A 22,851-nucleotide genomic window follows, 5' to 3' on the forward strand; every position below is an offset into this window, starting at 1 on the left:
TCCGCGAGGACGGCCGTCAGCCCGAGGGCAGGGCCTGTTCCGTCCAGATGGACTTGCCGTCGCGGCTGTACCGCGTCCCCCACCGCAGGACGAGCTGGGCCACGATGAACAGCCCGCGCCCGCCTTCGTCGTCGTCCGCGCTGTGGCGCAGGTGGGGGGCGGTGTGGCCCGCGTCCGCAACCTCGCACACGAGGGTGCGGTCGCGGATGAGCCGCACGTGCAGCGGGCCCTCGGCGTACCTGACGGCGTTCGTGACCAGCTCGCTGACGATCAGCTCGGTGGAGAACACGAGCTCATCCAGGCCCCAGTCGGTCAGCCGGCCGGCCACCAGCTCCCGCGCGCGGCCGGCAGCGACCGGCTCGGCGCGCAGGGTCCAGGCGGCGACCCTGCGGCTGTCGAGTTCGCGGGTACGGACCAGCAGGAGCGCCGTGTCGTCGGTGGTGGTGCTGCCGGGAAGGAGTTCGGAGATGACACGGTCGCAGAGGTCCTCCAGGGAACTCGAGTTCTCGCTGAGGACCTTCCCCAGGGTCTCCAGCCCCTTGTCGATGTCCCGGTCGCGCAACTCGACGAGACCGTCCGTGAAGAGGGCCAGCAGACTGCCCACGGGCAGTTGGACCTCGAGGGACTCGAAAGGCAGTCCCCCGAGTCCCAGCGGCGGGCCGGCCGGCAGATCCGGGAAGCTGACATGCCCGCCGGGCTCCACGATCGCGGGCGGCAGATGGCCTGCGCGGGCCATTGTGCAGGACCGCGACACGGGGTCGTAGACCGCGTAGAGGCAGGTGGCCCCGGCTGCGACATCGTCGTCGGCGGCCGCTTCGAGGGGGTCCGCACCGGCCTCCGCCGACTGCCCCACGAGATCGTCGAGCCGCTTGAGGAGTTCGTCGGGCGGGATGTCCATCGGCGCGAGCGCACGCACCGTCGTACGCAGCCGTCCCATGGTGGCCGCCGCGTGGAGCCCGTGGCCCACCACGTCCCCGACCACGAGCCCGACGCGCGTTCCGGACAGCGGGATGACGTCGAACCAGTCGCCGCCGACGCCGCTCAGATCGTCCGTGGGCAGATAGCGATGAGCCACCTCGACCGCCGAGTTCGGCGGCAGGTACTGGGGAAGGAGCTGCCGCTGAAGAGCGAGCGCCGCAGCGCGTTCGCGCGTGTAGCGGCGGGCGTTGTCGATGGACACCGCGGCCCGGGCGGCCAGCTCGTCCGCGACCGCGACGGCACCGCTGTCGAAGATCCCCGACCCGCTGCGGCGTACGAAGGTGACAAGGCCGAGGGAGCTGCCCCCGGCGCGCAGCGGCACGACCAGTGTGTCGTCCTCGAGCACGAGCCCGCCCGAGGCGAGGCTGCGGTGCTGGGGCGAGCCGTTCTCGTACTCCACCGGACGCGGCGGACGGCCCGGTGCCCGCGCGGAGTTCGCGGGGTCCGCGGAACCCTCGGATGCGGCCGAGCGGGAGGAGGCGCGGACCAGCTCGGTGACCGCCGGGCCCGCGACGCCCGGCACCTCGCCCTCCAGCACGGCCGGAGCGAGGTCCACCTCGACCAGGTCGGCGAACTCGGGCACCGCCACGGCGGCCAGCTCGTCCGTGGTGGCGATCACGTCCAGCGTGGTGCCGACGCGGCGGCCGGCCTCGACCAGCAGATTGAGCTGGCGCTGCGTCTCGTAGCGGTCGGAGATGTCGAACGCGTCCTCGCACACCCCGAACACATGACCGTCCGGGCCCTGCAACCGGTAGTACGAACAGGACCACAGGTGTTCCTTGCCGGGGTCGCTGGGCTGCTGTCCGCGGAAGTGCAGATCGATGATCGGCTCCCCGGTCTCCAGCACCTGGCGCATGACCGCGTGCAGCGTTTCCGGGTAGCCCGGTGTCACGAACCTGCCTCTGGGGTACAGCTCGTCGGCCAGCCTGCCACGGAGTTGCGCGAGTGGCAGCCCGAGCTCCACCTCGGAGGCGGCGTTGCACCAGACGAGACGGAAGTCGGTGTCGTATATGGCGAAACCCAGAGGTGACTGGACAGCCAGCCCGTCCAGCATGGCCAGCCGGGACTCCCAGTCCCTCAGCCGTTCGCGTTCGGCCGCCATGAGGACCCGCTGTGCCGGCCCGGTTCCGGACAGCTGACAGGCCACGGTGACGAGTGGCAGACGGTGACCGTCGCGGTGGACGGCGATGTGCACGTCACGCTCGGGCGGCCAGGGCAGGAGCGGCTCGCCGGCGGGCCGGTCGGCCGGTGGAGGTCCGGGCGCGGGTGCGGGTCCGGGCGCGGGTGCGGGTCCGGGCGCGGGTGCGGGTCCGGGCGTGGGTGCGGGTGCGGGTGCGGGTGCGGGTCCGGGCGCGGGTCCGGGTCCGGGCGCGGGTCCGGGTGCGGATTCGGCTGGGGATCCAGCTGGGGATTCGGCCGTGGATCCGGCCGTGGATCCGGCCGTGGACAGCAGAAATGTGCCGAGAGGCCGTCCGATGATCTCGGTCGGCCGGTAGCCGAGGAGCTCCTGCGCCGCGGGACTCCAGCCGACCACGATGTCCTGGCCGTCGACCACGAAGGTGGCAGCCTTCGTCACGTCCAGCGGGCCACGGAAGTCGGCGTCCCCGGTCGCCTTCCTTGCGTAGCTCATGACGCCCTCACCGGCCTGCTTCATCAGGTCCAGACTCCGCCTGATGCTGACCCTGCGCAAGCGATCGGATCTTTCGTGCGCCCGGGCCCACGGCGCCGCCGGCGACGGCGCGTCGCGGTGCGACCTGCCGCATGATGGGACCGTGATCCATGTCCTTGTCGTCGACGACAGCGAGATCGTGCGCCGCGGGCTGAGCGACATCATCGAGTCGAGTGACGACATGCATGTCGTGGCCGAGGCATGGGACGGCCGAAGCGCCGTGGATGCCGCCCGCCAGTTCAGCCCGGACGTCACCCTGCTCGACATCCGGATGCCGGGCATGGACGGGCTGGCCGCGACGCGCGAGATGAGGGAGCTGCCGCGGCCGCCCCGGGTGCTGATCCTGACGACGTTCAGTGCGGACGAGTACGTCGACGAGGCCGTACGGGCCGGCGCCAGCGGCTTCCTCCTCAAGGACACGCCTCCGGAGGAACTGCTGCGCGCCGTACGTCAGGTGGCCGAGGGCAAGGCGGCCCTGGATCCGGCGGTGACCGGGCGGGTCCTGGACACGCTGGCCGGGCAGGCGTCGCAGCTCACGGCGGCGGAGAAGCAGGCACTGGAGGCGCTGTCGGAGCGTGATCTCGAGGTGCTGAGGCTGATCGCCAGGGGCCTGTCCAACGCCGATATCGGCGCCGCGCTCCACATCAGCGAGGGGACGGTCAAGGGCCAGGTCAGCCGGCTGCTGGCGAAGATCGGCGCCGACAACCGGGTGCAGGCCGCCCGGCTGGCGTACCGGGCGCGCCTGGAGCGCTGACCCACGCTCAGGGCGTCCGGGGGTGACGTTCGCCCTCCGCGGTCGGGGCTGGAAGTCGATCCGTACGCCGGTGCTCGAAGTCCGGCCTCGGCGTGGTGCTCGGAGTCGGTCCTGCGGGCCGGTGCCGGGAGCGGGTCCGTACGGCGGCGCTGGGACTCGGCCGTCAGGCCGGTGATCACGGTGCGGCGGGCCTGTGCGGGATGAAGGCGTCGAGCCGGTAGCCGCTGCCGTACGGCCCCGCCGTGATCCTGCCGTCGAGCAGCGCGACGCGCTCGGCCAGGCCGATCAGGCCGTTTCCGCCGCTCGGTGGCAGCGGTGGCGCGTCCACGTCCCGGGCGCCGGTGGCCGGGTTGCCGTTGGTGACCTGCACCTCGACGCCGTCGAGCCGGCACTCGACCACGACGCCGACCGACGCCCCGGGCGCGTGCTTGGCGGCGTTGGTGAGCCCTTCCTGGACGATGCGGTGGATGGCGCGCTGGACGGGGGCCGTCAGCGTCTCCGGGTGCCCGTCGATCCGCAGCGTCGCCGGACGGCCGAAACGGGCGGAGCGTTCGACGAGCTTGTCGAGCTGCGAGGCGTCGGGCTGCGGTGCCCTTGCGGCCGGCCGGTCCTGGCGGCCCCGGCGGCCGGGGGTGAGGACGCCGAGGACCTCGCGCAGTTCGTCCAGAGCCTGGTGGCCCTCGTCCCTGATCAGCTCGGCGGCCCGTGCGACGGCCGGGGCACCGCGCGCCTCGGGGCCGACCTTCAGCGCGCCGGCGGTGAGCACGATGTTGCCCACGCGGTGGGCGACCACGTCGTGGAGCTCGCGGGCGATACGGGCGCGCTCGCCCACCTGGGCCCGCTCGACCAGCAGATGCCGCTCCCGCTCCAGGGCGTCGATCGTGGCCTGCGCCTCGAGGGCGAGATCGCGGCGGATGGCGACGGCGTAGCCGACGACGAGCGGTCCGAGGATGAACGCGAGCGTGAAGGCCGCGGCCCGCAGATCCCAGTCCGGCGGACCGGCCCACAGCACGAGCACCCCCGCCGCGCAGCCCGCGACGCCGAACCAGACGAGGGTGCGGATGCGCCGGTACGCCTCGCCGACGGTGTACATGGCCACGGCCAGGGCCACCGGGGTGAAGGTGATCACGTAGCCCACCATGATGACCGCGGCCACCACGCCGGGGCTCCGGCGGCGCCACCACAGCACGGAGCCGACCAGGCCCGAGGTGACGGCGGCGACGGCGATCGGCTGCCCGGTGAGCAGCCCGTTGGACGGCTTGACCCAGGTGTCGGCGACGCCGATGACCACGACGACCGCGGTGAGCAGGGCGTCCTGCTGCCGTACCGACCAGCCTCGCCACCCGCTCACTGCGCCCTCACCACCTCACGCACGTCGTACATGACGCCGTACGCCGCATCGAACGTGACGTCGAACGTGACGTCGAAGTCGAACGTGACGTCGTACATGTCGTGCGCCTTTCGGCCACTGTATGACTTTCGTCGTACCGAATCGCGACGATCGGCACGCCACAGCGGTGTGCCGGTCCCCAAGACTGAACCCCTGCTCATGTGCTCTACCTCGTGGGTATCGCCGCGTTCGCCGCCAGTGGTGTGCTCGCCGCGCACCGCTCCCGGATGGACCCCTTCGGCGGGCTCGTCCTCGCGTTCGCCGCCTCCGTGTCGGGCGGCACCCTGCGGGACCTGATCCTGGACCGTCACCCGCTGTACTGGACGCACGACTGGGTGCTGCCGGCGGTCTTCGGTGTCGTCGCCGTCGCGACCACGGCGTATCTGCACAGGTGGGAGCTGCCCCAGCGGGCGCTGATGATCGTCGACGCGCTCGGGCTCGCGGTCGTGACCGTCATCGGGGCGCGCGCCGCCGTCGATGCGCGGGTCACTCCCCTCGCGGTCATCATCCTGGCGGTGCTCACCGGCGTGACGGGCGAGGTGGCGCGGGACGTGCTGTGCGGGCAGTTCCCCCCGCTGCTGCTGCGGGAGGAGGTGTACGCGACCGCCGCGCTCGCCGGCGCCGTGTGCTACGTGCTGCTGGACCGGGCGGGCGTCGGCACCGGTGTGGCCACACCGGTGCCGGCGGGCCTGGTGTTCGTCCTGCGGATGACCGCGATCTTCCGGCGGATGAATCTGCCGACGTCGAGCCCGCGGCCGTCACACGACGAAAGTTGCGTCGCGATGTGACGTACGACAGCCCGGAAACCGGCAGAAGGCAACGCTCCGGGCCCCTCCCGCGCCGCCACGCTGGAAGGAGTCCAGAAAATCGGCGGGACAACCGGTCCGACGGACGGACCTCCCCGACTGTGACTGCTTGGAGCGCACTCATGACCGGAAACGGCGCTGTCGCCATCCTGCCCCGTCACCCCCGCGCAGCGGCTCAGGCCCGCCGCGTCCTCGAGGAGGTCGCCCCCGCGGACTGCGAGATCACCGAGACCGCGGCGTTGCTGCTGTCCGAGGTGGTGTCGAACGCCGTACGCCATGCCGACGGCGTCGTCATCGAGGTCGCCGTCGCCCGTGACGAGGCCGCCGGCGGCATCACCGGAGCGGTCTTCGACACCGAGCCGGGCATGGGTGGCGGAGCCCGCTCGGGCGACGAACCGGCGGACGCCATGGAGACCGGTCGCGGGCTGGACCTCCTGGAGGCGCTGGCCTGGTCCTGGGGTGTGACGACGGTCGGTGACCGCGGCAAATGGGTGTGGTTCCAGCTCGCGGCGGCGTGAGCGGCGACGGCGTGGGCGGCGGCGACGTACGACCGCACCCGTTCTCTCCGCGATGAACGAGCGCAGCGTCGCCGCGAGCCGCTCGGGCTGGTCCTCCGCGACCAGCGTGCGGCTGTCCTCGATCTCCACGAGCCGCCGCTGCGGCAGGAGTTCGGCGAGTCTGCGGCCGTGGTCGCGGGGCATCATCCGGTCCTCGGTCGCCCACACCACCAGCGCCGGTCTGTCGAACTTCCGCAGGCCTTCGGCGGCTTCGAGCAGCTCCGTCTTCCGCACGGCGAGGCCGTAGCGCCGGAAGTCGTTCCGGATCGCCTTGTCGTGGAGGAGCGGATGGAGCCAGGCCGTCGACGATCTCGTCCGGGACGGGGTACTTGGTGAGCGCCCCGATTCCGACCGGGAGTCCTCGCAGGGGCTTGAGTGCCAGGGTGCGGGCCGGCACCGTGATGGCGCCGGGGACACGGCAGGCCAGGGGGATCATCTTGGCGGGCACGCCGGGGGGTAGTTGTCGAAGGCCTCGCAGGAGACGAGGACGAGCCGGGCGAGGCGCTCGGGGTGGCGGGCGGCGACGCTCTGGGCGCGGCCGCAGTCGTTCTCGACGAGGGTGACGTCGTCCAGGCCGAGCCGGTCGAGCAGCTCCGCGACGAGCTCGTTGACCACGTCCGGGCCGAGCGGGACATCCTGGCGCATGGGGGTGCGATGGGCGCCGTACGGGAGGGTCGGGGCGATGCAGCGGCGGTCCCGCGCCAGGTCGGCGCTGACCTTGCGCCGGACGCCGGCGTCGTGGACGAGTCCGTGGAGAAGGACGACGACGGGGCCGGGGGCCGCCGGTGTCCTCGTATGCGATGGTTCCTGCGGAGAGTCCGATCTCGGGCATGGAGCCCCCTCGTTTCCTCACGACGCCATACGAGGAGGGGGACCGGGCGGTCGGCGTTGCGAGCCGTGCCGGGCCGGGTCCGGGTCCGGGGCCGGGGCCGGGTCCGGACCCGGGCCGTCAGCGGATGCCGGTACCGCGCTTCGGACGAGGCTCCACCGGCCCGTCCGCGGCCTCCGCCCACAGTGAGCGGACATGGCCGAGATGGCGGGTCATGCACGCCTCGGCGGCCTGCGCGTCCCCGGCGAGCATCAGATCGAGCAGCTCGTGGTGCTCCACCGCGGAGGCGATCAGCAGACCGAGCTCGTCGAGCCGGGTGAGGCCGTAGAGCCGGGAGCGCTTGCGCAGGTCTCCGACGGTCTCGACCAGGCGGTCGTTGCCGGCCAGGGCGAGCAGGCCGAGGTGGAAGCGGCGGTCCGCGTCGAGGTAGCCGATCAGGTCGTGGCCGCTGGCGTACATCACGATCTCCTCGGCGACGGGGCGCAGCTTCTCCAACTGCTCCCTCGTCGCCAGCCGGGTGACGGCGCCGATGGTCGGCACCTCGATCAGCGCGCGGAGTTCGGTGTACTGGTCGAGGTCACGCTCACTGACCTCGGTGACCCGGAAGCCCTTGTTGCGGACGGGTTCCACCAGGCCTTCACGGGCGAGGTCGAGCATCGCCTCGCGAACCGGTGTGGCGGAGATCCCGAAGTCGGCCGCCAGGCCGGGCGCGGAGTAGACCTGGCCCGGGCGGAGTTCGCCCGCCACCAGCGCGGCACGCAGGGCGTGGGCGACCTGGTCGCGAAGCCGCTCCTGAGCGGTGATCAGGCTGATCTGCTTCAGGTCCCCCATGGCGCTTCCTCCGAGAATCCAGTGGAGGGCAAGCGTACAATGTCACGTTGCGCTGCCCGGTCGGCTCGTGGCCGCCCGATGGACAGCGGCGGCCACGGCAAGATCCTCCCAGGCCATGCCCACGCTCTTGAAGAGCTGTGGACAACCTGCGGCCGCGGTGGCCCGTCCCGTGACCAGCTCGGCGAGCGTGCCCCTGATGTGGTCGGGACCGATGACTCCTTCCGTCTCGGGAACGATGAGATCACCGGCCTCGCGGCCGGCGGCCGTCCGCGCCTCGACGTACACCGCCGAGCGGCGCACGAGCGCGGTGTCGGTCTCGCGGGCGTCCGGCTCGTGCGAGCCGACCGCGATCACGGTGGCGTGGTCCGGGACCAGCCGGCCGTCGAACAGCGGCCGGCGCGCGGTGGTGCAGCACAGGACGAGATCGGCGTCCGCCACATCGTCGGGAGTGCCGGTACGGGCGTCGAGCCCTCGTGTCCGGGCGTGTGCGGCCAGCTCCTCGGCGGGCTCCCGGCGTGGCGCGACCACCGTCACCCGCGTCAACGGCAGGACCGCGAGGGCCGCTTCCAGGTGCCCGTGGGCCTGTGCTCCGGCGCCGAAGAGCACGGCGTGCCCGGCGCCGGGCGCGGCGAGGTGCCGCAGGGCGACGGCGGAGACGGCCGGTGTGCGCAGGGCGGTGAGCGCCGCCCCGTCGAACAGGGCGAGCGGCACCAGGGCCTCCCCGTCGAGGAGCAGATGGCTCCCGGTGATCCGGGGCAGTCCGCGCGCGGGGTTCGCCGGGGCGACGCCCGCGATCTTCACCCCTGCGTACGTCCCGGCCGCGGCGGGCATCAGCAGCAACTGGCCCGCCGTCACCGGGACATGGGTGCGGGGTGGGCAGCTCTCGGGGTCGAGGCCGTCCCTGAGCACCGCCTCCACGGCGTCGGCCGCGGCGGCGGGTGCCAGCAGCGCCGCGATGTCGTCGGCGCCGAACAGGAGCAGGTCCTTCGCGTGCGCGGTCACAGGAGGAAGCCTCCCGGGAACGGGTCGGACGGATCGAGGAAGTACTGTGCGGTGCCGGTGATCCAGGCGCGGCCCGTGACGGTGGGGACGACGGCGGGCAGTCCGCCGACGGTGGTCTCCCCGACGAGGCGGCCGGTGAACTCCGTGCCGATGAATGACTCGTTGACGAAGTCACGGCCGAGGGGCAGTTCACCGCGGGCGTGGAGCTGTGCCATCCGGGCGCTGGTGCCGGTGCCGCACGGGGAGCGGTCGAACCAGCCGGGGTGGATGGCCATGGCGTGCCGGGACCGTACGGAGTCCGAGCCCGGGGCTGCGAGATAGACGTGCTTGACGCCGCCGATACCGGGGTCCTCCGGGTGGACGGGCCGGTCGGTGGCGTTGATGGTGTCCATGACAGCGAGTCCGGCGGCGAGCAGGTCGTCCTTGCGGGCACGGTCGAAGGGCAGGCCGAGGGCGTCCAGGGAGACGAACGCGTAGAAGTTGCCGCCGTATGCCATGTCATAGGTGACCGTGCCATGTCCGGGTACATCGACCTTGCGGTCGAGCCCGAGACAGAACGACGGCACGTTGGTGAGGGTGACGGAGATGGCCTCGCCGTCCGAGACCTGTACGTCCACGCCGACGAGCCCGGCCGGGGTGTCGAGGCGGACCGTGGTGACGGGTTCAATGACGGGCACCATGCCGGTCTCGACAAGGACGGTGGCGACGCCGATGGTGCCGTGGCCGCACATGGGCAGCAGTCCGGACACCTCGATGTACAGCACTCCGTAGTCGGCGTCCGGCCGGGTGGGCGGCTGCAGGATCGCGCCGCTCATGGCGGAGTGTCCGCGCGGCTCGTACATCAGCAGCGTGCGGATGTGGTCGAGGTGCTCCATGAAGTACAGCCGGCGTTCGGCCATGGTGGCGCCGGGGACGACCCCGACACCGCCGGTGACGACGCGGGTGGGCATGCCTTCGGTGTGCGAGTCGACGGCATGGTAGACGTGACGCGTGCGCATGGGTCCCCTTCTCGCTGCTGGTTCCCGGCGGCTGCCGGTGGCTACTGGTGGCTACTGGTGGCCTTCGGCGAGCGCCTTCTCGGTGGCGGCGCGAACGGCCGTCTCCTGCTCACCCGTGAGCGGTGCGCGCGGCGGACGCGTCGGACCGCCGGGACGGCCCGCCAGATCCATGGAGAGCTTGATGGCCTGGACGAATTCGGCCTTGGAGTCCCAGCGCAGCAGCGGGTGCAGGGACTTGTAGAGCGGCAGCGCGGTTTCCAGGTCCCCGGCGACGGCGGCGTGGTAGAGCGCGGCGCAGGAGGCGGGCAGCGCGTTGGGATATCCGGCGATCCAGCCGACCGCGCCGGCCAGGGCGAGTTCGAGCAGGACGTCGTCCGCGCCGACCAGCAGGTCGAGCCCCGGTGCGAATTCGGCGATCTCGTACGCCCGGCGCACATCACCGCTGAACTCCTTGACGGCGACGATGCTCTGCTCGCCGTGCAGCCGGGCGAGCAGGGCGGGGGTGAGATCGGTCCTGGTGTCGTGCGGGTTGTTGTACGCGACGACGGGAAGGCCGCAGCGCGCGACGGCGGCGTAGTGGGCGGAGACCGCGTCCTCACCGGCACGGTAGGCGTTGGGCGGCAGGAGGAGGACGGATCCGGCGCCGGCCTCGGCGGCCTGGTCGGCCCAACGGCGGGCCTCGGCGCTCCCGTACGCCGACACACCCGGCATCACGCGGTTCCCGTCGCCCGCCGCCTCGACGGCGGTACGGACGACGCGGGCGCGTTCGTCATCGGTGAGCGTCTGGTACTCGCCGAGGGAGCCGTTCGGGACGACGCCGTCGCAGCCGTGCTCGATCAGCCGGGCGACATGGGCGGCGAAGGCGTCGTAGTCGATGGAGAGGTCGTCACGGAGGGGCAGGGCGGTGGCGACCATGATGCCGCGCCAGGGGCGCGTGCGGGATGCGGGTGCCATGGCGACTCCTAGTGTGAGGTGTGACATTTTACTAATCGTCGTGACGTCGCCACAAGGGCAAGCGCCGTCACGGTGCCCATGTCTGACGAACCGTCGGCGTCCAGGCGAGTCTCCCGCACGAGTCTCGTCCCTGGGGCTCAGGCCCGGTCCGCTTCGTGCGGCGGTACGGGCTCGCCGGGGGGCGCTTCCGGGCCGGGCAGACCGGCAAGCTGGTTCAGCGGCACCGGGCAGGACAGCGGCCGTCGGTCCGGGGCGGGCTCCTCGCCGGCCAGACAGGCCGCCGCCGGCCCGCACATGCGTCCCTGGCACCAGCCCATTCCGGCGCGGGTCAGCAGTTTCACGGTGCGGGCGTCGTGCGCGCCGAGTTGACCGGCCGCCTCCCTGATCAGCCCTGCCGGGACCTCCTCGCAGCGGCACACCTGGGTGGTGTCGTCGAGCCACGCGGTCCAGCCGGGCCCCGGGCGGTGCACGGCCGTCATCACCTCGGCGAAGGCGCGCAGCCGGTCCCGACGGGCCCGCAGCACCGCCGCGCGCCGCGGGAGCGGGGTGCCGTGCAGGGCGCGAGCGACGGAGAGAGCGGCCAGTTCGCCCTCGGCCAGGGCGAGTTCGGCCCCGCCGATCCCGCCGGTCTCCCCCGCCGACCAGACACCGGGGACGGAGGTTTGCTGCTCGTCGTCGAGATCCAGGACGGCGGTGCCGTCGGCCGAGCGGCGCGTGGCGCAGCCGAGTCCGGTGGCGAGCTCCAGTTGCGGGACCAGGCCGTGTCCGACGGCGAGCGCGTCGCACGGGATGCGGCGCGCGCTGCCGGACACGGGACGCCAGTCGCGGTCGAGCCGCGTCACGGTCACGGCCTCGACCCGGTCCGAGCCGTGCGCCTCGGTGACTGCGTGCCGGGTGAGCAGTCGTACGCCGTGCCGGAGCAGCGCGCCGCCGTGCGCGGCCCCTTCGGCGAGCTTGGCCGGATTGCGGACCAGGGCGGGCAGATGACGGGCGTACGCGGGGTACGCGGCGGCCTCCACGAGCGCGGGCACCGTGGCCCCGGCGGCGGCGAGGGACCCGGCGACGGCGAGCAGCAGCGGTCCGCTGCCCGCCACGACGACCCGCTTGCCGGGCAGGACGAGGCCGGACTTGAGCATGGTCTGTGCCCCGCCGGCTCCGACGACGCCGGGCAGGGTCCAGCCGGGAAAGGGCAGTTGACGTTCGTATGCGCCGGTGGCGATCAGCACCGTCCGGGCCCTGACGGTGACGGCGCGCTCGTCGCCGCCGTGGCCCGCGACGGCGTGTAGCCGCCGGCATGGTGTCCCGCCCCGCTCCCCCCTTTGCGGGGCCTGTTCGGGGAGGACGGTCCACACATGGTGAGCGGGCAGATGGCGGATGCGGCCCGAGGACGTGTGGGCGCGGAGTCCGCGTTCGAGGCGCGCGAACGCCTTCCACTGGTGGTGCAGGACTTCGGGCCGCGCGGCGCGGAGGCCGGGTGCGGGATGGCGGTAGAACTGTCCGCCGGGCCGCTCCCCCGCGTCCATGAGCGTCACCCGCAGCCCCAGTGCGGCCGCGGTGACGGCGGCGGCGAGCCCGGCGGGTCCCGCTCCGACGACGGCCAGCTCGCAGGGCTCAGCAGGCCCGGAGGGCTCCGAGGGCTGAGGGGGCTGACGGGGCTCAGACGGCGAGGTCGTCATGGCCGGTGCCCTTCTGAGTGGTGACCGCATCGCCCGGGCGGGCCGGGACCAGGCAGACACGCTGGTTGGGACGGCCGTTGACCGTGGCGAGGCAGTCGTAACAAGTGCCGATGCCGCAGAACGCCCCTCGGGGCGCGCCGCCGTCGCGGGTCGTGCGCCATGCGAGGATGCCCGCCGACCAGAGCGCGGCGGCGATGCTCTGCCCGGGCAGCGCGGTGACGGGGCGCCCGTCGAAGGTGATCTCGTACGGGGGTCCGGGCTCGGCCCGCACCAGGGAGACCGGTGTCCTGGTCACTGCGCCGCTCCTGCCTGGTCGAAACGGTCGGGCCGGAACGGCCGCAGGTCCAGGGCGGGCTGATCACCGCTCAGGACGGCGGCGATCAGCAGCCCGGTTGCCGGGGCGAGCCCGATGCCCGCGCCCTCGTGGCCGCACGCGTGGAACAGTCCGGGCACGCGCGGGTCCGGGCCGATGGCGGGCAGGTGGTCGGGGAGGTACGGGCGGAAGCCGTGGTAGGCGCGGATGACGCGTACGTCGGCGAGTACGGGAAAGAGTGCGGCGGCCTGGCCGGCGAGCCGGCGCAGGGCTTCGGCGGACACGCTCCGGTCGAAGCCGACACGCTCGCGGGTCGCGCCGATCAGGACCGGTCCGGCGGGCGTGCCTTCGACGACCGCGGAGGACTGGAGGGCGGCGGAGCCGCTGGCGACGTCGGAGATGTAGTCGGCGGCGTAGACCTTGTGGCGGACGACACGCGGCAGGGGTTCGGTCACGAGGACGAAGCCGCGGCGCGGAAGGACCGGCAGGTGGGTGCCGGCGAGCCGGGCGAGGTCGCCGCCCCAGGTGCCGGTGGCGTTGACGACGGCCGGGGCACGCAGTTCGCCGCGTGGTGTGCGGATGCCGTGGAGGGTGCCGTCCGGCCGGGTGAGGACGTCGGTGACCTGCTCACCGAGGCGGATTCCGGCGCCCGACTCCTGTGCCGCGCACAGGAGTCGGGCGGCTGCCCGGGCCGGCTGGACCTGGGCGTCCTGCGGGTAGTGGTAACCGCCCGCGAGTCCGTGCGCGAGGTGGGGTTCCAGGTCGTGGAGCCGGTCGGCGGTGATCGCCTCCGTCTCGACGCCGGCCTTCCGCTGCCCTTCGGCGAAGTCGCGCAGTGCGGTGAGGGCGGTCTCGTCGGGCGCCACGACGAGACCGCCCTTGGGCTCGTACTCCGTCTCCGGTGGGAGCACATCGGCGAGTTCGCGCCAGAGCCGGGTGGACAGCAGCGCGAGGTCGAGCTCGGGTCCCGCCTCCTTGTCGGAGACGAGGAGATTGCCTTCCCCGGCGCCGGTGGTGCCGCCCGCAACCGAACCACGGTCGACGACCGCGACGGCGAGTCCGGCGCGGCTCGCGTAGTAGGCGCAGGCCGCTCCGACCACGCCGGCGCCGATGATGACGGCGTCCAGGGGACCACGAGGGTTTCTGGTGGGCACAGCAGTAATATGTCACATTGCTATGTGCCGGGGAAGGGAATCACGTGGAACGGCACGGGCCCGCGCGGCTCAGCTGCGCAACGGCCCTTCACAGCGGTAAGCCGACGTGCCTGCTCGGCCGTTGGCCCAGATCTCGACCGGCCCGAAGGAGCAGTTCATGTCGGCGAGATTGGTGGAGGCCGCTCCGGCCGGTCGAGGATGAAGTAGTCGACCGTGTCGGACATGGCCTTGAAGACGAGGTCCGGATCGCCGGAGTCGGCAAGGCCGGCGGTGATCCTGCCCGTGCAGGTGAAGCGCCGCCTGCCGGGATCGCCGTTCTCCGTGCAGGCCGGGTCCGCGTACGTGGCGGAGGCGAAGGAGGCGCGCACGGCGTCCACCGAGGCGTCCCTGAGCCGTTCGTCGGGCGTGTACGTGGTGTGGGGCACGAACAGCTCGTCGACCTTCGCGATCTGCGCGTCGAGGAAGGTGTCATAGGAGCGCTGCAGCTCCGCATCGCCCCGAGCCGGTTGCGCCACGCGTCGAAGCCCGCCGGGTCGTCGGCCCGCAGATGGCCGTACATCTCCCTCAGCAACGAGGGCCGTTCGGTCCACAGGAACTCGAAGAACGTGCCCGCGTAGTCGTAGAAGCGGAAGCCGTCGCCGTCGTAGGTGGCGTGCAGCAGCTGGTTCACGGTCATCCGCGGGCCGCCGGCGGCGGTGTCGTCGATGATGCCCTGGACCAGCGACTTGCGGACCGCGACGCCGTCGTCGCGGGTGGCGCCGTCGAAGAACTCCGCCGTTCCCTCGTCCATCGCGGTGGTGCGGTCGCCGGTGTACCAGGGGCCTTCGCCGAAGTATCCGGGCACCGCCCAGCGGCCGTTGAGGTAGTGGACGTACTCGTGCCGGAAGAGTTCTTCGAGGGTGAGCGAGGGGTCCTGCGGGACGCGGCGCTGATAGGTGTAGAAGGTGGCGCCGCGCTCGATGTAGATGCCTCCGTTGTCGGTGCCCATGCCGGTGAGGATGGGGTGGTAGACCTCGTAGTCGGCGCGCGAGCCGTACAGGACGATGTTCAGCGAGGTGTTGGTGTCGCCGGAGAGCGGCTCCTCGGCGCCGAGGACGCGGTGGAACTGTGCCCTGACCTGCTTGCTCGCGTAGCCGGCACGTCGAAGGCCCACTGCCGCGGCTGGACCCGGTCGTCACGACCGATGGCGTCCGGCTGATGTCGAGGAGGGGCACTGCCGCGTACGCCGGACGCCGCCGAGGCGTGGATGGGCGCACTGCTGGACGGGTGACCGCGCAATGTCACGGCGGTGTGCGGCGGCGTGCGGCGGCGCGGCGGCGCGTGCAAGGCCCTACGGCAGTACGGCGATCCCGTCCAGCTCGACCAGTGCCTGCTCGTCCCAGAGGCGCACGGCCCCGATGACCGCCATCGCGGGATAGTCCCGGCCGGCGAGCCGGCGCCAGACGCGGCCGAGTTCGGCGGCGTGGGTGCGGTAGTCCGCGACATCGGTGGCGTAGACGGTGACACGGGCCAGGTCGTGCGGGGTGCCGCCGGCCGCGGCGAGGGCGGCGAGGAGGTTGGCGAGGGCCGTCTCGAACTGCTCCACGAGACCGGTTCCGACCACCTTGCCGTCCGCGTCGAGTGCGGTCTGCCCGGCCAGGAAGACCATCCGGGAGCCGGCGGCGGCGACGGCGTGCGAGAAGCCGCTTGCCGGGGACAGCCCGGGCGGGTTGATGCGTTCGAGGCTCATCGGGCGTCCTCCTCGGCGCAGGTCCCGGCGTACAGCTCCTTGGCGATGATGCTGCGCTGCACCTCGCTCGCGCCTTCGTAGATCCGTGGGGCGCGCACTTCGCGATAGAGGTGCTCCAGCAGATGGCCGCGCTGGAGGGCGCGTGCACCGTGCAGTTGCACCGCCGCGTCCACGACGTACTGGGCGGTCTCGGTCGCGAAGAGCTTCGCCATGGCGGAGCGCTGCGGTACGTCCGCCGCGCCGGAGTCGTACGCGCAGGCCGCCGCATACACCAGCAGCCTCGCGGCCTCCGTCCGCGTGGCCATCTCGGCGGCCCGGTGGGAGACGGCCTGGAGGTCCTTCAGCGGTCCGCCGAAGGCGAACCGGCCAGAGGTGTGCGCGAGCGTCGCGTCGAGTGCGGCCTGCGCCATGCCGACCGCGAAGGCGCCGACGCTTGGCCGGAAGAGGTTGAGGGTGTTCATGGCCACGCGGAAGCCGCGCCCCGGCTCGCCGAGCACGTCCTCTCGGGTGACGGGCACGCCGTCGAACGCCAGGGCGCCGATGGGGTGCGGGGAGAGCATCTCCAGCGCGCTGCCGGTGAGGCCGGGCCGGTCGGCGGGGACGAGGAACGCGGTGATGCCGCGCGCGCCGTGCGCCTCACCCGTTCGGGCGAACACGGTGAAGAAATCCGCCTCGGGGGCGTTGGAGATCCAGCGCTTCTCGCCGGTCAGCCGCCAGCCTTCGGCGCCGCTGCCCACGGCTTCGAGGGCGAGCGCCGCGGCGTCCGACCCGGCGTCCGGCTCGCTGAGCGCGAAGGCGGCGACGGCCCGGCCCGCGACGACGTCCGGGAGCCAGCGCTCGCGCTGCGCGCCGGTACCGGCCTGGACGAGCGGGTAGGTGCCGAGGCCCTGCAGCGCCAGCGCGGTCTCGGCCTCCGTGCAGGCGTAGGCGAGTGACTCGCGCAGCAGGCACAGGTCGAGGGCGCTCGTGTCGCCGAACAGGCGCTTGAGCAGGCCCAGTTCGCCGAGGGCGGCGACGAGGGGCCGGTTGACGCGGCCCGGCTCGCCCTTCTCGGCGAGGGGGCGCAGCCGCTCGGCCGCGAGCGTACGGAGCTCCGCGCACCAGGCGGCCTGTGCCGGGTCGAGCGAGAATGCGGACATCCGTGCCCCCACTTCTTGCGGCAGGGGGTCCGGGGGTGGACCCGGGAAAAGCACCGTATCGCGAACTGTTGACTGTCGTCACCATCACGATACGCTCGATGCGCGACCCCACCACGACAAGGGGGCGAACATGGAGCTGACACCCTCGGCCCACCGCGACACCTTCCCGCGCGAGCATCTCCCGCCCGCGGAGCAATGGCCCCGGCTGCTGCTCGACCTGCCCGAGCTGCGCTATCCGGCGCGGCTCAACTGCGGGGCGGAACTGCTGGACGCGACGATCGAGCGGTACGGGGCGGGCCGGACCGTCTTCCGTGACGGGAGCGGCACCGTCTGGACGTACGGCGAGCTGCGCGAGCATGTGAACAGGATCGCGCACGTCCTGACCGACGAGCTGGGTGTGGTGCCTGGCAACCGGGTGCTGCTGCGCGGACCCACCACCCCCTGGCTCGCGGCCTGCTGGCTCGCGGTGGTGAAGGCGGGTGCGGTGGCTGTCACCGTGCTGGCCCAGCAGCGGTCGCAGGAGCTCGCCACGATGTGCGAGATCGCCCGGGTGGGCCATGCGCTGTGCGACGTCCGTGCGGTCGACGACCTGGTGAAGGCCGAGGTGCCGGGGCTGCGGATCGTGACGTACGGCGGGGACGCGCCCGACGATCTGCTGCGGCTGGCGGCCGGGAAGCCGGCGTCGTACGAGGCCGTGGCCACGGCGGCGGACGATGTCGCGCTGATCGCCTTCACGAGCGGGACGACGGGGCGGCCGAAGGGGTGCATGCATTTTCACCGGGATGTGCTGGCTGTCGCCGACACCTTCTCGGCCCGGGTGCTGCGGCCGACGCCCGACGACGTGTTCGCGGGCAGTCCGCCGCTCGGCTTCACCTTCGGGCTCGGCGGCCTGGTCGTCTTCCCGATGCGGGTGGGCGCGTCGGCGCTGCTGCTGGAGCAGGCGGGGCCGAGGCAGTTGCTGCCGGCGATCGCGGAGCACCGGGTGTCGGTGCTGTTCACCGCGCCGACCGCGTACCGCGTGATGCTCGACGACGCCGCGGGGTACGACCTGACGTCCCTGCGGCGCTGTGTGTCGGCCGGGGAGAACCTGCCGGCCGCGACATGGCACGCGTGGCAGGAGCGGACGGGGCTGCGCATCATCAACGGCATCGGCGCGACCGAGCTGCTGCACATCTTCATCTCCGCGGCCGACGGGGACATCCGGCCCGGCACGACCGGGCTGCCGGTCCCGGGCTGGGAGGCGCGGGTCGTGGACGGCACGACCGGGGTGCCGGTGCCGGACGGCGAGCCGGGGCTGCTGGCGGTGCGCGGGCCGGTGGGCTGCCGGTATCTGTCGGACCCGCGGCAGCGCGACTACGTGCGTGACGGGTGGAACGTCACCGGTGACACGTACGTACGCGAGCCGCAGGGGTGGTTCCGCTATGTGGCCCGCGCCGACGACATGATCATCTCGGCGGGCTACAACATCGCGGGGCCCGAGGTCGAGGACGCGCTGCTGGACCACCCCGACGTGGTGGAGGCCGCGGTGGTCGCCCGCCCCGACGAGCTGCGCGGCCAGATCGCGGCGGCGTACGTCGTGGTGCGCGAGGGGGTGGTGCGCGACGTCGTGACGGCGCGGGCGCTGCGCGACTTCGTCAAGTCCCGCCTGGTCCCGTACAAGTGCCCGCGCGTGATCGTCTTCCTCGACGCGCTGCCCCGTACGCCGACGGGCAAGCTGCAGCGCTTCCGGCTGAGGGGCCTAGAGTGATCACGTGGCCGAGCAGCACACTCCCCGTTCCCTGATCGTCACCCTGTACGGCGCGTACGGACGCGAGACCGCGGGTCCGCTCGCGGTGGCGGAGCTGATCCGTCTGCTGGGTGCGCTCGGCGTGGACGCTCCGTCCGTGCGCTCCTCGGTCTCCCGGCTCAAGCGGCGCGGTCTGCTCGTCGCCGAGCGCACGGCGTCCGGTGCGGCCGGTTACGCACTGTCGGCGGACGCGCGTCAGCTCCTCGACGACGGTGACGAGCGCATTTACGGCCACCCCGTGCCGAAGCCGTCCGACGGCTGGGTGATCGCGGTCTTCTCCGTCCCGGAGGCCGAACGCCACAAGCGGCACCTGCTGCGCTCCCGTCTGGCCCGCCTGGGCTTCGGCACGGCCGCGCCCGGCGTCTGGATCGCGCCCGCCCGCTTCGCCGAGGAGACCCGTCACACCCTGCGCCGTTTGCAGCTCGACCCCTACGTGGATCTCTTCCGCGGCGAACACCTCGGCTTCGCCCCGACGGCGGAGGCGGCGGGGCGCTGGTGGGACCTGGAGGCGATCGCGAAGCAGCACGAGGAGTTCCTGGACACGCACGAACCGGTGCTGCGGTCCTGGGAGTCCCGCTCCGACACCCCGCCCGAGGAGGCGTACCGGGACTATCTTCTGGCCCTCGACTCCTGGCGCCGGCTGCCCTACGCGGACCCGGGTCTGCCGAAGGAGCTCCTCCCCGACGACTGGCCGGGCGGCCGCTCGGCGGCGGTCTTCGCGGGGTTGCACAAGCGGCTGCGGGACGCGGGCGCGGAGTTCATGACGACGGCAGTGTGAGGCGCGGCTTGGGGGCGTCCGTGCGGCCCGTCGGGGGTTTGCGGCTGCCGGCGCGGTACGGGGGCGGCCAGGGGGCGGCCTCGCCGGTGTAGTTCTGGTCGGCGGCCGCGTGAAGGGTCCAGTGGGGGTCGTACAGGTGGGGGCGGGCCAGGGCGCAGAGGTCGGCGCGGCCCGCGAGGAGGAGGGAGTTGACGTCGTCCCAGGAGGAGATCGCGCCGACGGCGACGACGGGGACGCGGAGGGTGTTGCGGATCCGGTCGGCGTAGGGGGTCTGGTAGGAGCGGCCGTACTCGGGCCGTTCGTCGGGGACGACCTGGCCGGTGGAGACGTCGATGGCGTCGGCGCCGTGGGCGGCGAACGCGCGGGCGATCTCCACGGCGTCCTGTGCGGTGGTGCCGCCCGGTGCCCAGTCGGTGGCGGAGATGCGGACGGTCATGGGCCGGTCGTCGGGCCAGACGGCGCGGACCGTGTCGAACACTTCGAGCGGGAAGCGCAGCCGGGCGGCGAGTGAGCCGCCGTATCCGTCCGTGCGCCGGTTGGTGAGCGGGGAGAGGAAGCCGGAGAGCAGGTAGCCGTGGGCGCAGTGGAGTTCGAGCAGGTCGAATCCGCTGTGCGCGGCGCGCCCGGCGGCTGCGGCGAACTGCTCGCGGATCGCCGTGAGTCCGGCCCGGTCGAGCTGGTGCGGGACCTGGTTGACGCCCGGGTGGTACGGGAGCGGTGAGGCGGCGACGAGCGGCCAGTTGCCGTCCGGCAGGGGCTGGTCGATGCCTTCCCACATGAGCTGGGTGGAGCCCTTGCGGCCGGAGTGGCCGAGCTGGACGCCGATGGCCGTGCCGGGCGACCGGGTGTGGACGAAGTCGGTGATGCGGCGCCAGGCTGCGGCCTGTTCGTCGGTGTAGAGGCCGGCGCAGCCGGGGGTGATGCGGCCGTCGGCGCTGACGCAGACCATCTCGGTCATGACGAGCCCGGCGCCGCCGAGGGCCCTCGCTCCGAGGTGGACGAGATGGAAGTCGCCGGGGACGCCGTCCTCGGCGGAGTACATGTCCATGGGCGAGACGACGACACGGTTGCGCAGGGTCAGCCCGCGCAGCCTGAAGGGCGTGAACATCGGGGGCGTGCCGGGCGGGCAGCCGAAGTCCTCCTCGACGGAGTCGGTGAACGCCCGGTCGCGCAGCCGGAGATTGTCGTGTGTGACACGGCGGCTGCGCGTGAGCAGGTTGAACGCGAACTGCCGTGGCGGCTGGTCGAGATACGTCCCGAGCTCCTCGAACCAGCGCAGGCTGGCCGCCGCGGCGCGCTGCGTGGACTCCACGACGGGCCGGCGCTCGGTCTCGTACGCCGCGAGGGCCTCGGGGAGCGTGGGCTGCTCCTCGATGCAGGCGGCGAGGGCGAGGGCGTCCTCGACGGCGAGTTTGGTGCCGGAGCCGATGGAGAAGTGGGCGGTGTGCGCGGCGTCGCCGAGGAGCACGGTGTTTCCGTGCGCCCAGCGGTCGTTGACGACGGTGCGGAAGGCGATCCACGCGGAGCTGTTGCCTCGCAGCGGGCGGCCGCCGAGGGCGTCGGCGAAGACCTTGGCGCAGCGCTCGGCCGACTGCTGCTCGTCGCACTCGTCGAGCCCGGCCGCCCGCCAGACCTCCTCGCGCATCTCGACGATGACGGTGGAGGCGCCGGACGGGTTCTGCGGCCCGGAGGGACTCGTTGTGGGGTGGTGGTCGGGTGAAGGGCGGGAGAAGGGGTATCCGTGGAGCTGCATCACGCCGTGCTCGGTCTCGGCGATCTCGAAGCGGAAGGCGTCGAGGGCGAAGTCGGCGGCGAGCCAGATGTAGCGGCAGCGGTGCGTGGTGATGCGCGGCGCGAAGACGGCGGCGTGCGCGGCGCGGGTGAGGCTGTGCACACCGTCGGCGGCGACGACGAGGTCGTACGAGGCGGCGAGCTCGGCGGCGGGCGGGGCCTCGGTGCGGAACCGGAGCCGCACTCCGAGGGACGCGCACCGCTCGTGCAGGATCTCCAGCAGTCTGCGCCGGCCGAGCGCGGCGAAACCGTGCCCGCCGGAGGTGAGGGTCTGGCCGCGGTGGACGATGTCGATGTCGTCCCAGCGGACGAACTCGTCCTGGAGCGCCCGGTAGACGGCGGGGTCGGCGTGCTCGATGCCGCCGAGGGTCTCGTCGGAGAGGACGACGCCGAAGCCGAAGGTGTCGTCGGGGGCGTTGCGCTCCCACACGGTGATGTCGCGGCGGGGGTCGAGCCGCTTCAGCAGCGCGGCGGCGTACAGCCCGCCGGGGCCGCCGCCGATGACGGCGACGCGCAGGGGTGCGCCGCGGTGGGGGGCGGGGTCTGTGGCGGGTTCCTGCCCGGCCTGCCCCTTCGCGAAGCGGGAGGCATCCCCCCCGGCCCCCCACCGGGGCTCCGCCCCGGACCCCGATTCGGGGGCGCCGTCCCCGCGTCCCCTCCCCCTACGCCCTGGCGGGCCTGGGGGGACCCCCGCCTCGATCGCCGGAGGGGCTCCTGCTGAGCCTGTCCGGCGATGGTGGACGGACATCCGGGCCGACCGGGCGGTACCGGACACGTCCCTGGGGGCTGCGGGCTCGCCCGCGGAGCCGACGTGGCCGCGGGGCTCCCCCGCGTACGACGGCATCGTCAGCGCCCCTGCCAGTTCGGGGCGCGCTTCTCCGTGAAGGCCGCGTGGAACTCCGCGTAGTCCTCGCCGTTCATCAGCAGCGCCTGCGTCGCCGCATCGAGTTCCACCGCCGCGGCGAGCGGCATGTCGAGTTCCGCGGTGAGCAGGGCCTTGGTCTGGGCGTGGGCGAGGGCGGGGCCGTCGGCGAGCCGGCGGGCGAGCGCCGCGGCCGCCTTGTCCGCCTCGCCCTCCCCGGTCAGTTCGCTGATCAGCCCGATCCGCTCGGCCTCGACGGCGCGGACCGGCTCGCCGAGCATCAGCAGCCGCGTGGCGTGCCCGAGCCCGACGACGCGCGGCAGCAGATACGCGGCGCCCATGTCGCCGCCGGAGAGTCCGACCTTGGTGAAGAGGAAGGAGAAGCGGGCTGACGGGTCCGCGACCCGGAAGTCAGCGGCGAGCGCGAGCACCGCCCCGGCTCCGGCGGCGACGCCGTGGACCGCCGCGATCACGGGGAAGGGGCATTCGCGCAGGGCACGTACGACCTGCCCGGTCATCCGGTTGAAGTCGAGGAGCTGGGCGGTGTCCATGGCTAGCGTGGCGCCGATGATCTCGTCGACGTCGCCGCCGGAGCAGAAGCCGCGGCCCTCGCCGCCGAGGACGAGTGCGCGCACGGATCGCTCGCGGGACAGTTCGGCGAGCAGGTCACGCAGGTCGGCGTAGGCGCCGAAGGTGAGCGCGTTGAGCTTGTCGGGGCGGTCGAGCGTGACGGTGGCGACACCGTCCTGCCTGGTCAGGCGGAGATGGCGCCATTCGTCGGTGCGGGGCGCCGAGCTGGGAAAGGGGCTCATGGACGCGGCCTCCCTCGGGCTGCCGGCTGCTGCGGACTGCCGC

Annotated in this window: 18 protein-coding genes and 2 pseudogenes; 5 read left to right on the top strand and 15 right to left on the bottom strand. The window is 72.9% G+C overall.

Annotated elements, in window-relative coordinates:
• Positions 1-16: 16 nt before the first annotated feature.
• Positions 17-2,608, bottom strand: a complete 2,592-nt coding sequence (locus ACWCP0_RS25615) for a SpoIIE family protein phosphatase (RefSeq protein WP_451081130.1) — start codon at positions 2,606-2,608, stop codon at positions 17-19.
• A gap of 142 nt (positions 2,609-2,750) precedes the next feature.
• Here ACWCP0_RS25615 and ACWCP0_RS25620 point away from each other — a divergent pair, with 142 nt between their 5' ends.
• On the top strand, positions 2,751-3,401 hold the full coding sequence (locus ACWCP0_RS25620; RefSeq protein WP_451081131.1) for a response regulator: 651 nt from the start codon (positions 2,751-2,753) through the stop codon (positions 3,399-3,401).
• Between the two features lie 175 nt (positions 3,402-3,576).
• On the opposite strand, the gene ACWCP0_RS25625 is transcribed toward ACWCP0_RS25620, so the two are convergent.
• Positions 3,577-4,752, bottom strand: a complete 1,176-nt coding sequence (locus ACWCP0_RS25625; RefSeq protein WP_451081132.1) for a sensor histidine kinase — start codon at positions 4,750-4,752, stop codon at positions 3,577-3,579.
• 200 nt (positions 4,753-4,952) lie between these two features.
• On the opposite strand from ACWCP0_RS25625, the gene ACWCP0_RS25630 reads away from it, so the two are divergent.
• Both ACWCP0_RS25630 and ACWCP0_RS25635 read left to right on the top strand, forming a co-directional pair.
• Positions 4,953-5,579 (top strand): trimeric intracellular cation channel family protein, encoded by a 627-nt coding sequence (locus ACWCP0_RS25630; protein WP_451081133.1) that lies wholly within the window; start codon positions 4,953-4,955, stop codon positions 5,577-5,579.
• Positions 5,580-5,719: 140 nt separating this feature from the next.
• Positions 5,720-6,115, top strand: a complete 396-nt coding sequence (locus ACWCP0_RS25635) for an ATP-binding protein (RefSeq protein ID WP_451081200.1) — start codon at positions 5,720-5,722, stop codon at positions 6,113-6,115.
• A gap of 45 nt (positions 6,116-6,160) precedes the next feature.
• On the opposite strand, the pseudogene ACWCP0_RS25640 reads toward ACWCP0_RS25635, so the two are convergent.
• The 11 genes and pseudogenes from ACWCP0_RS25640 to ACWCP0_RS25690 all read right to left on the bottom strand — a co-directional run.
• Positions 6,161-6,986, bottom strand: a pseudogene (locus tag ACWCP0_RS25640) (alpha/beta fold hydrolase); the annotation flags it as partial.
• 117 nt (positions 6,987-7,103) lie between these two features.
• The gene (locus ACWCP0_RS25645; RefSeq protein ID WP_451081134.1) at positions 7,104-7,814 is read right to left on the bottom strand and encodes a GntR family transcriptional regulator; all 711 of its coding nucleotides are present in this window, start codon (positions 7,812-7,814) and stop codon (positions 7,104-7,106) included.
• 42 nt (positions 7,815-7,856) lie between these two features.
• Positions 7,857-8,816: an ornithine cyclodeaminase family protein gene (locus tag ACWCP0_RS25650; protein WP_451081135.1), complete on the bottom strand. Its 960-nt coding sequence runs from the start codon at positions 8,814-8,816 to the stop codon at positions 7,857-7,859.
• Positions 8,813-9,814: a proline racemase family protein gene (locus ACWCP0_RS25655; protein ID WP_451081136.1), complete on the bottom strand. Its 1,002-nt coding sequence runs from the start codon at positions 9,812-9,814 to the stop codon at positions 8,813-8,815. Before ACWCP0_RS25655 ends, ACWCP0_RS25650 begins: the two co-directional genes overlap by 4 nt.
• A 51-nt stretch (positions 9,815-9,865) precedes the next feature.
• The gene (locus tag ACWCP0_RS25660; protein WP_451081137.1) at positions 9,866-10,768 is read right to left on the bottom strand and encodes a dihydrodipicolinate synthase family protein; all 903 of its coding nucleotides are present in this window, start codon (positions 10,766-10,768) and stop codon (positions 9,866-9,868) included.
• 137 nt (positions 10,769-10,905) lie between these two features.
• Positions 10,906-12,444 carry an FAD-dependent oxidoreductase gene (locus tag ACWCP0_RS25665; protein ID WP_451081138.1) on the bottom strand — a complete coding sequence of 513 codons (1,539 nt, stop codon included), beginning with the start codon at positions 12,442-12,444 and terminating at the stop codon, positions 10,906-10,908.
• Complete coding sequence (locus ACWCP0_RS25670) at positions 12,425-12,739, bottom strand: (2Fe-2S)-binding protein (protein WP_451081139.1); 315 nt, start codon at positions 12,737-12,739, stop codon at positions 12,425-12,427. Before ACWCP0_RS25670 ends, ACWCP0_RS25665 begins: the two co-directional genes overlap by 20 nt.
• Entirely contained in the window at positions 12,736-13,911 is a 1,176-nt protein-coding gene (locus ACWCP0_RS25675) for an NAD(P)/FAD-dependent oxidoreductase (protein ID WP_451081140.1), read from the bottom strand. Before ACWCP0_RS25675 ends, ACWCP0_RS25670 begins: the two co-directional genes overlap by 4 nt.
• Positions 13,912-13,980: 69 nt before the next feature.
• Positions 13,981-15,043: pseudogene (locus ACWCP0_RS25680) on the bottom strand (collagenase); the annotation flags it as partial.
• 198 nt (positions 15,044-15,241) lie between these two features.
• Complete coding sequence (locus tag ACWCP0_RS25685) at positions 15,242-15,640, bottom strand: RidA family protein (RefSeq protein WP_451081141.1); 399 nt, start codon at positions 15,638-15,640, stop codon at positions 15,242-15,244.
• Positions 15,637-16,779 carry an acyl-CoA dehydrogenase family protein gene (locus ACWCP0_RS25690; RefSeq protein WP_451081142.1) on the bottom strand — a complete coding sequence of 381 codons (1,143 nt, stop codon included), beginning with the start codon at positions 16,777-16,779 and terminating at the stop codon, positions 15,637-15,639. Before ACWCP0_RS25690 ends, ACWCP0_RS25685 begins: the two co-directional genes overlap by 4 nt.
• A 130-nt stretch (positions 16,780-16,909) precedes the next feature.
• On the opposite strand from ACWCP0_RS25690, the gene ACWCP0_RS25695 reads away from it, so the two are divergent.
• Positions 16,910-18,526, top strand: coding sequence for an AMP-binding protein (locus ACWCP0_RS25695; RefSeq protein ID WP_451081143.1), 1,617 nt, complete (start codon positions 16,910-16,912; stop codon positions 18,524-18,526).
• Between the two features lie 4 nt (positions 18,527-18,530).
• The gene (locus tag ACWCP0_RS25700; protein WP_451081144.1) at positions 18,531-19,343 is read left to right on the top strand and encodes a PaaX family transcriptional regulator; all 813 of its coding nucleotides are present in this window, start codon (positions 18,531-18,533) and stop codon (positions 19,341-19,343) included.
• Here ACWCP0_RS25700 and ACWCP0_RS25705 read toward each other — a convergent pair.
• Positions 19,324-21,651, bottom strand: coding sequence for a bifunctional salicylyl-CoA 5-hydroxylase/oxidoreductase (locus ACWCP0_RS25705; RefSeq protein WP_451081201.1), 2,328 nt, complete (start codon positions 21,649-21,651; stop codon positions 19,324-19,326). The two genes, ACWCP0_RS25700 and ACWCP0_RS25705, sit on opposite strands and share 20 nt — an antisense overlap.
• Before the next feature lie 329 nt (positions 21,652-21,980).
• Positions 21,981-22,808 (bottom strand): enoyl-CoA hydratase family protein, encoded by an 828-nt coding sequence (locus ACWCP0_RS25710; RefSeq protein ID WP_451081145.1) that lies wholly within the window; start codon positions 22,806-22,808, stop codon positions 21,981-21,983.
• Positions 22,809-22,851 lie beyond the last annotated feature (43 nt).

Source organism: Streptomyces sp. NPDC001970 (assembly GCF_053594115.1).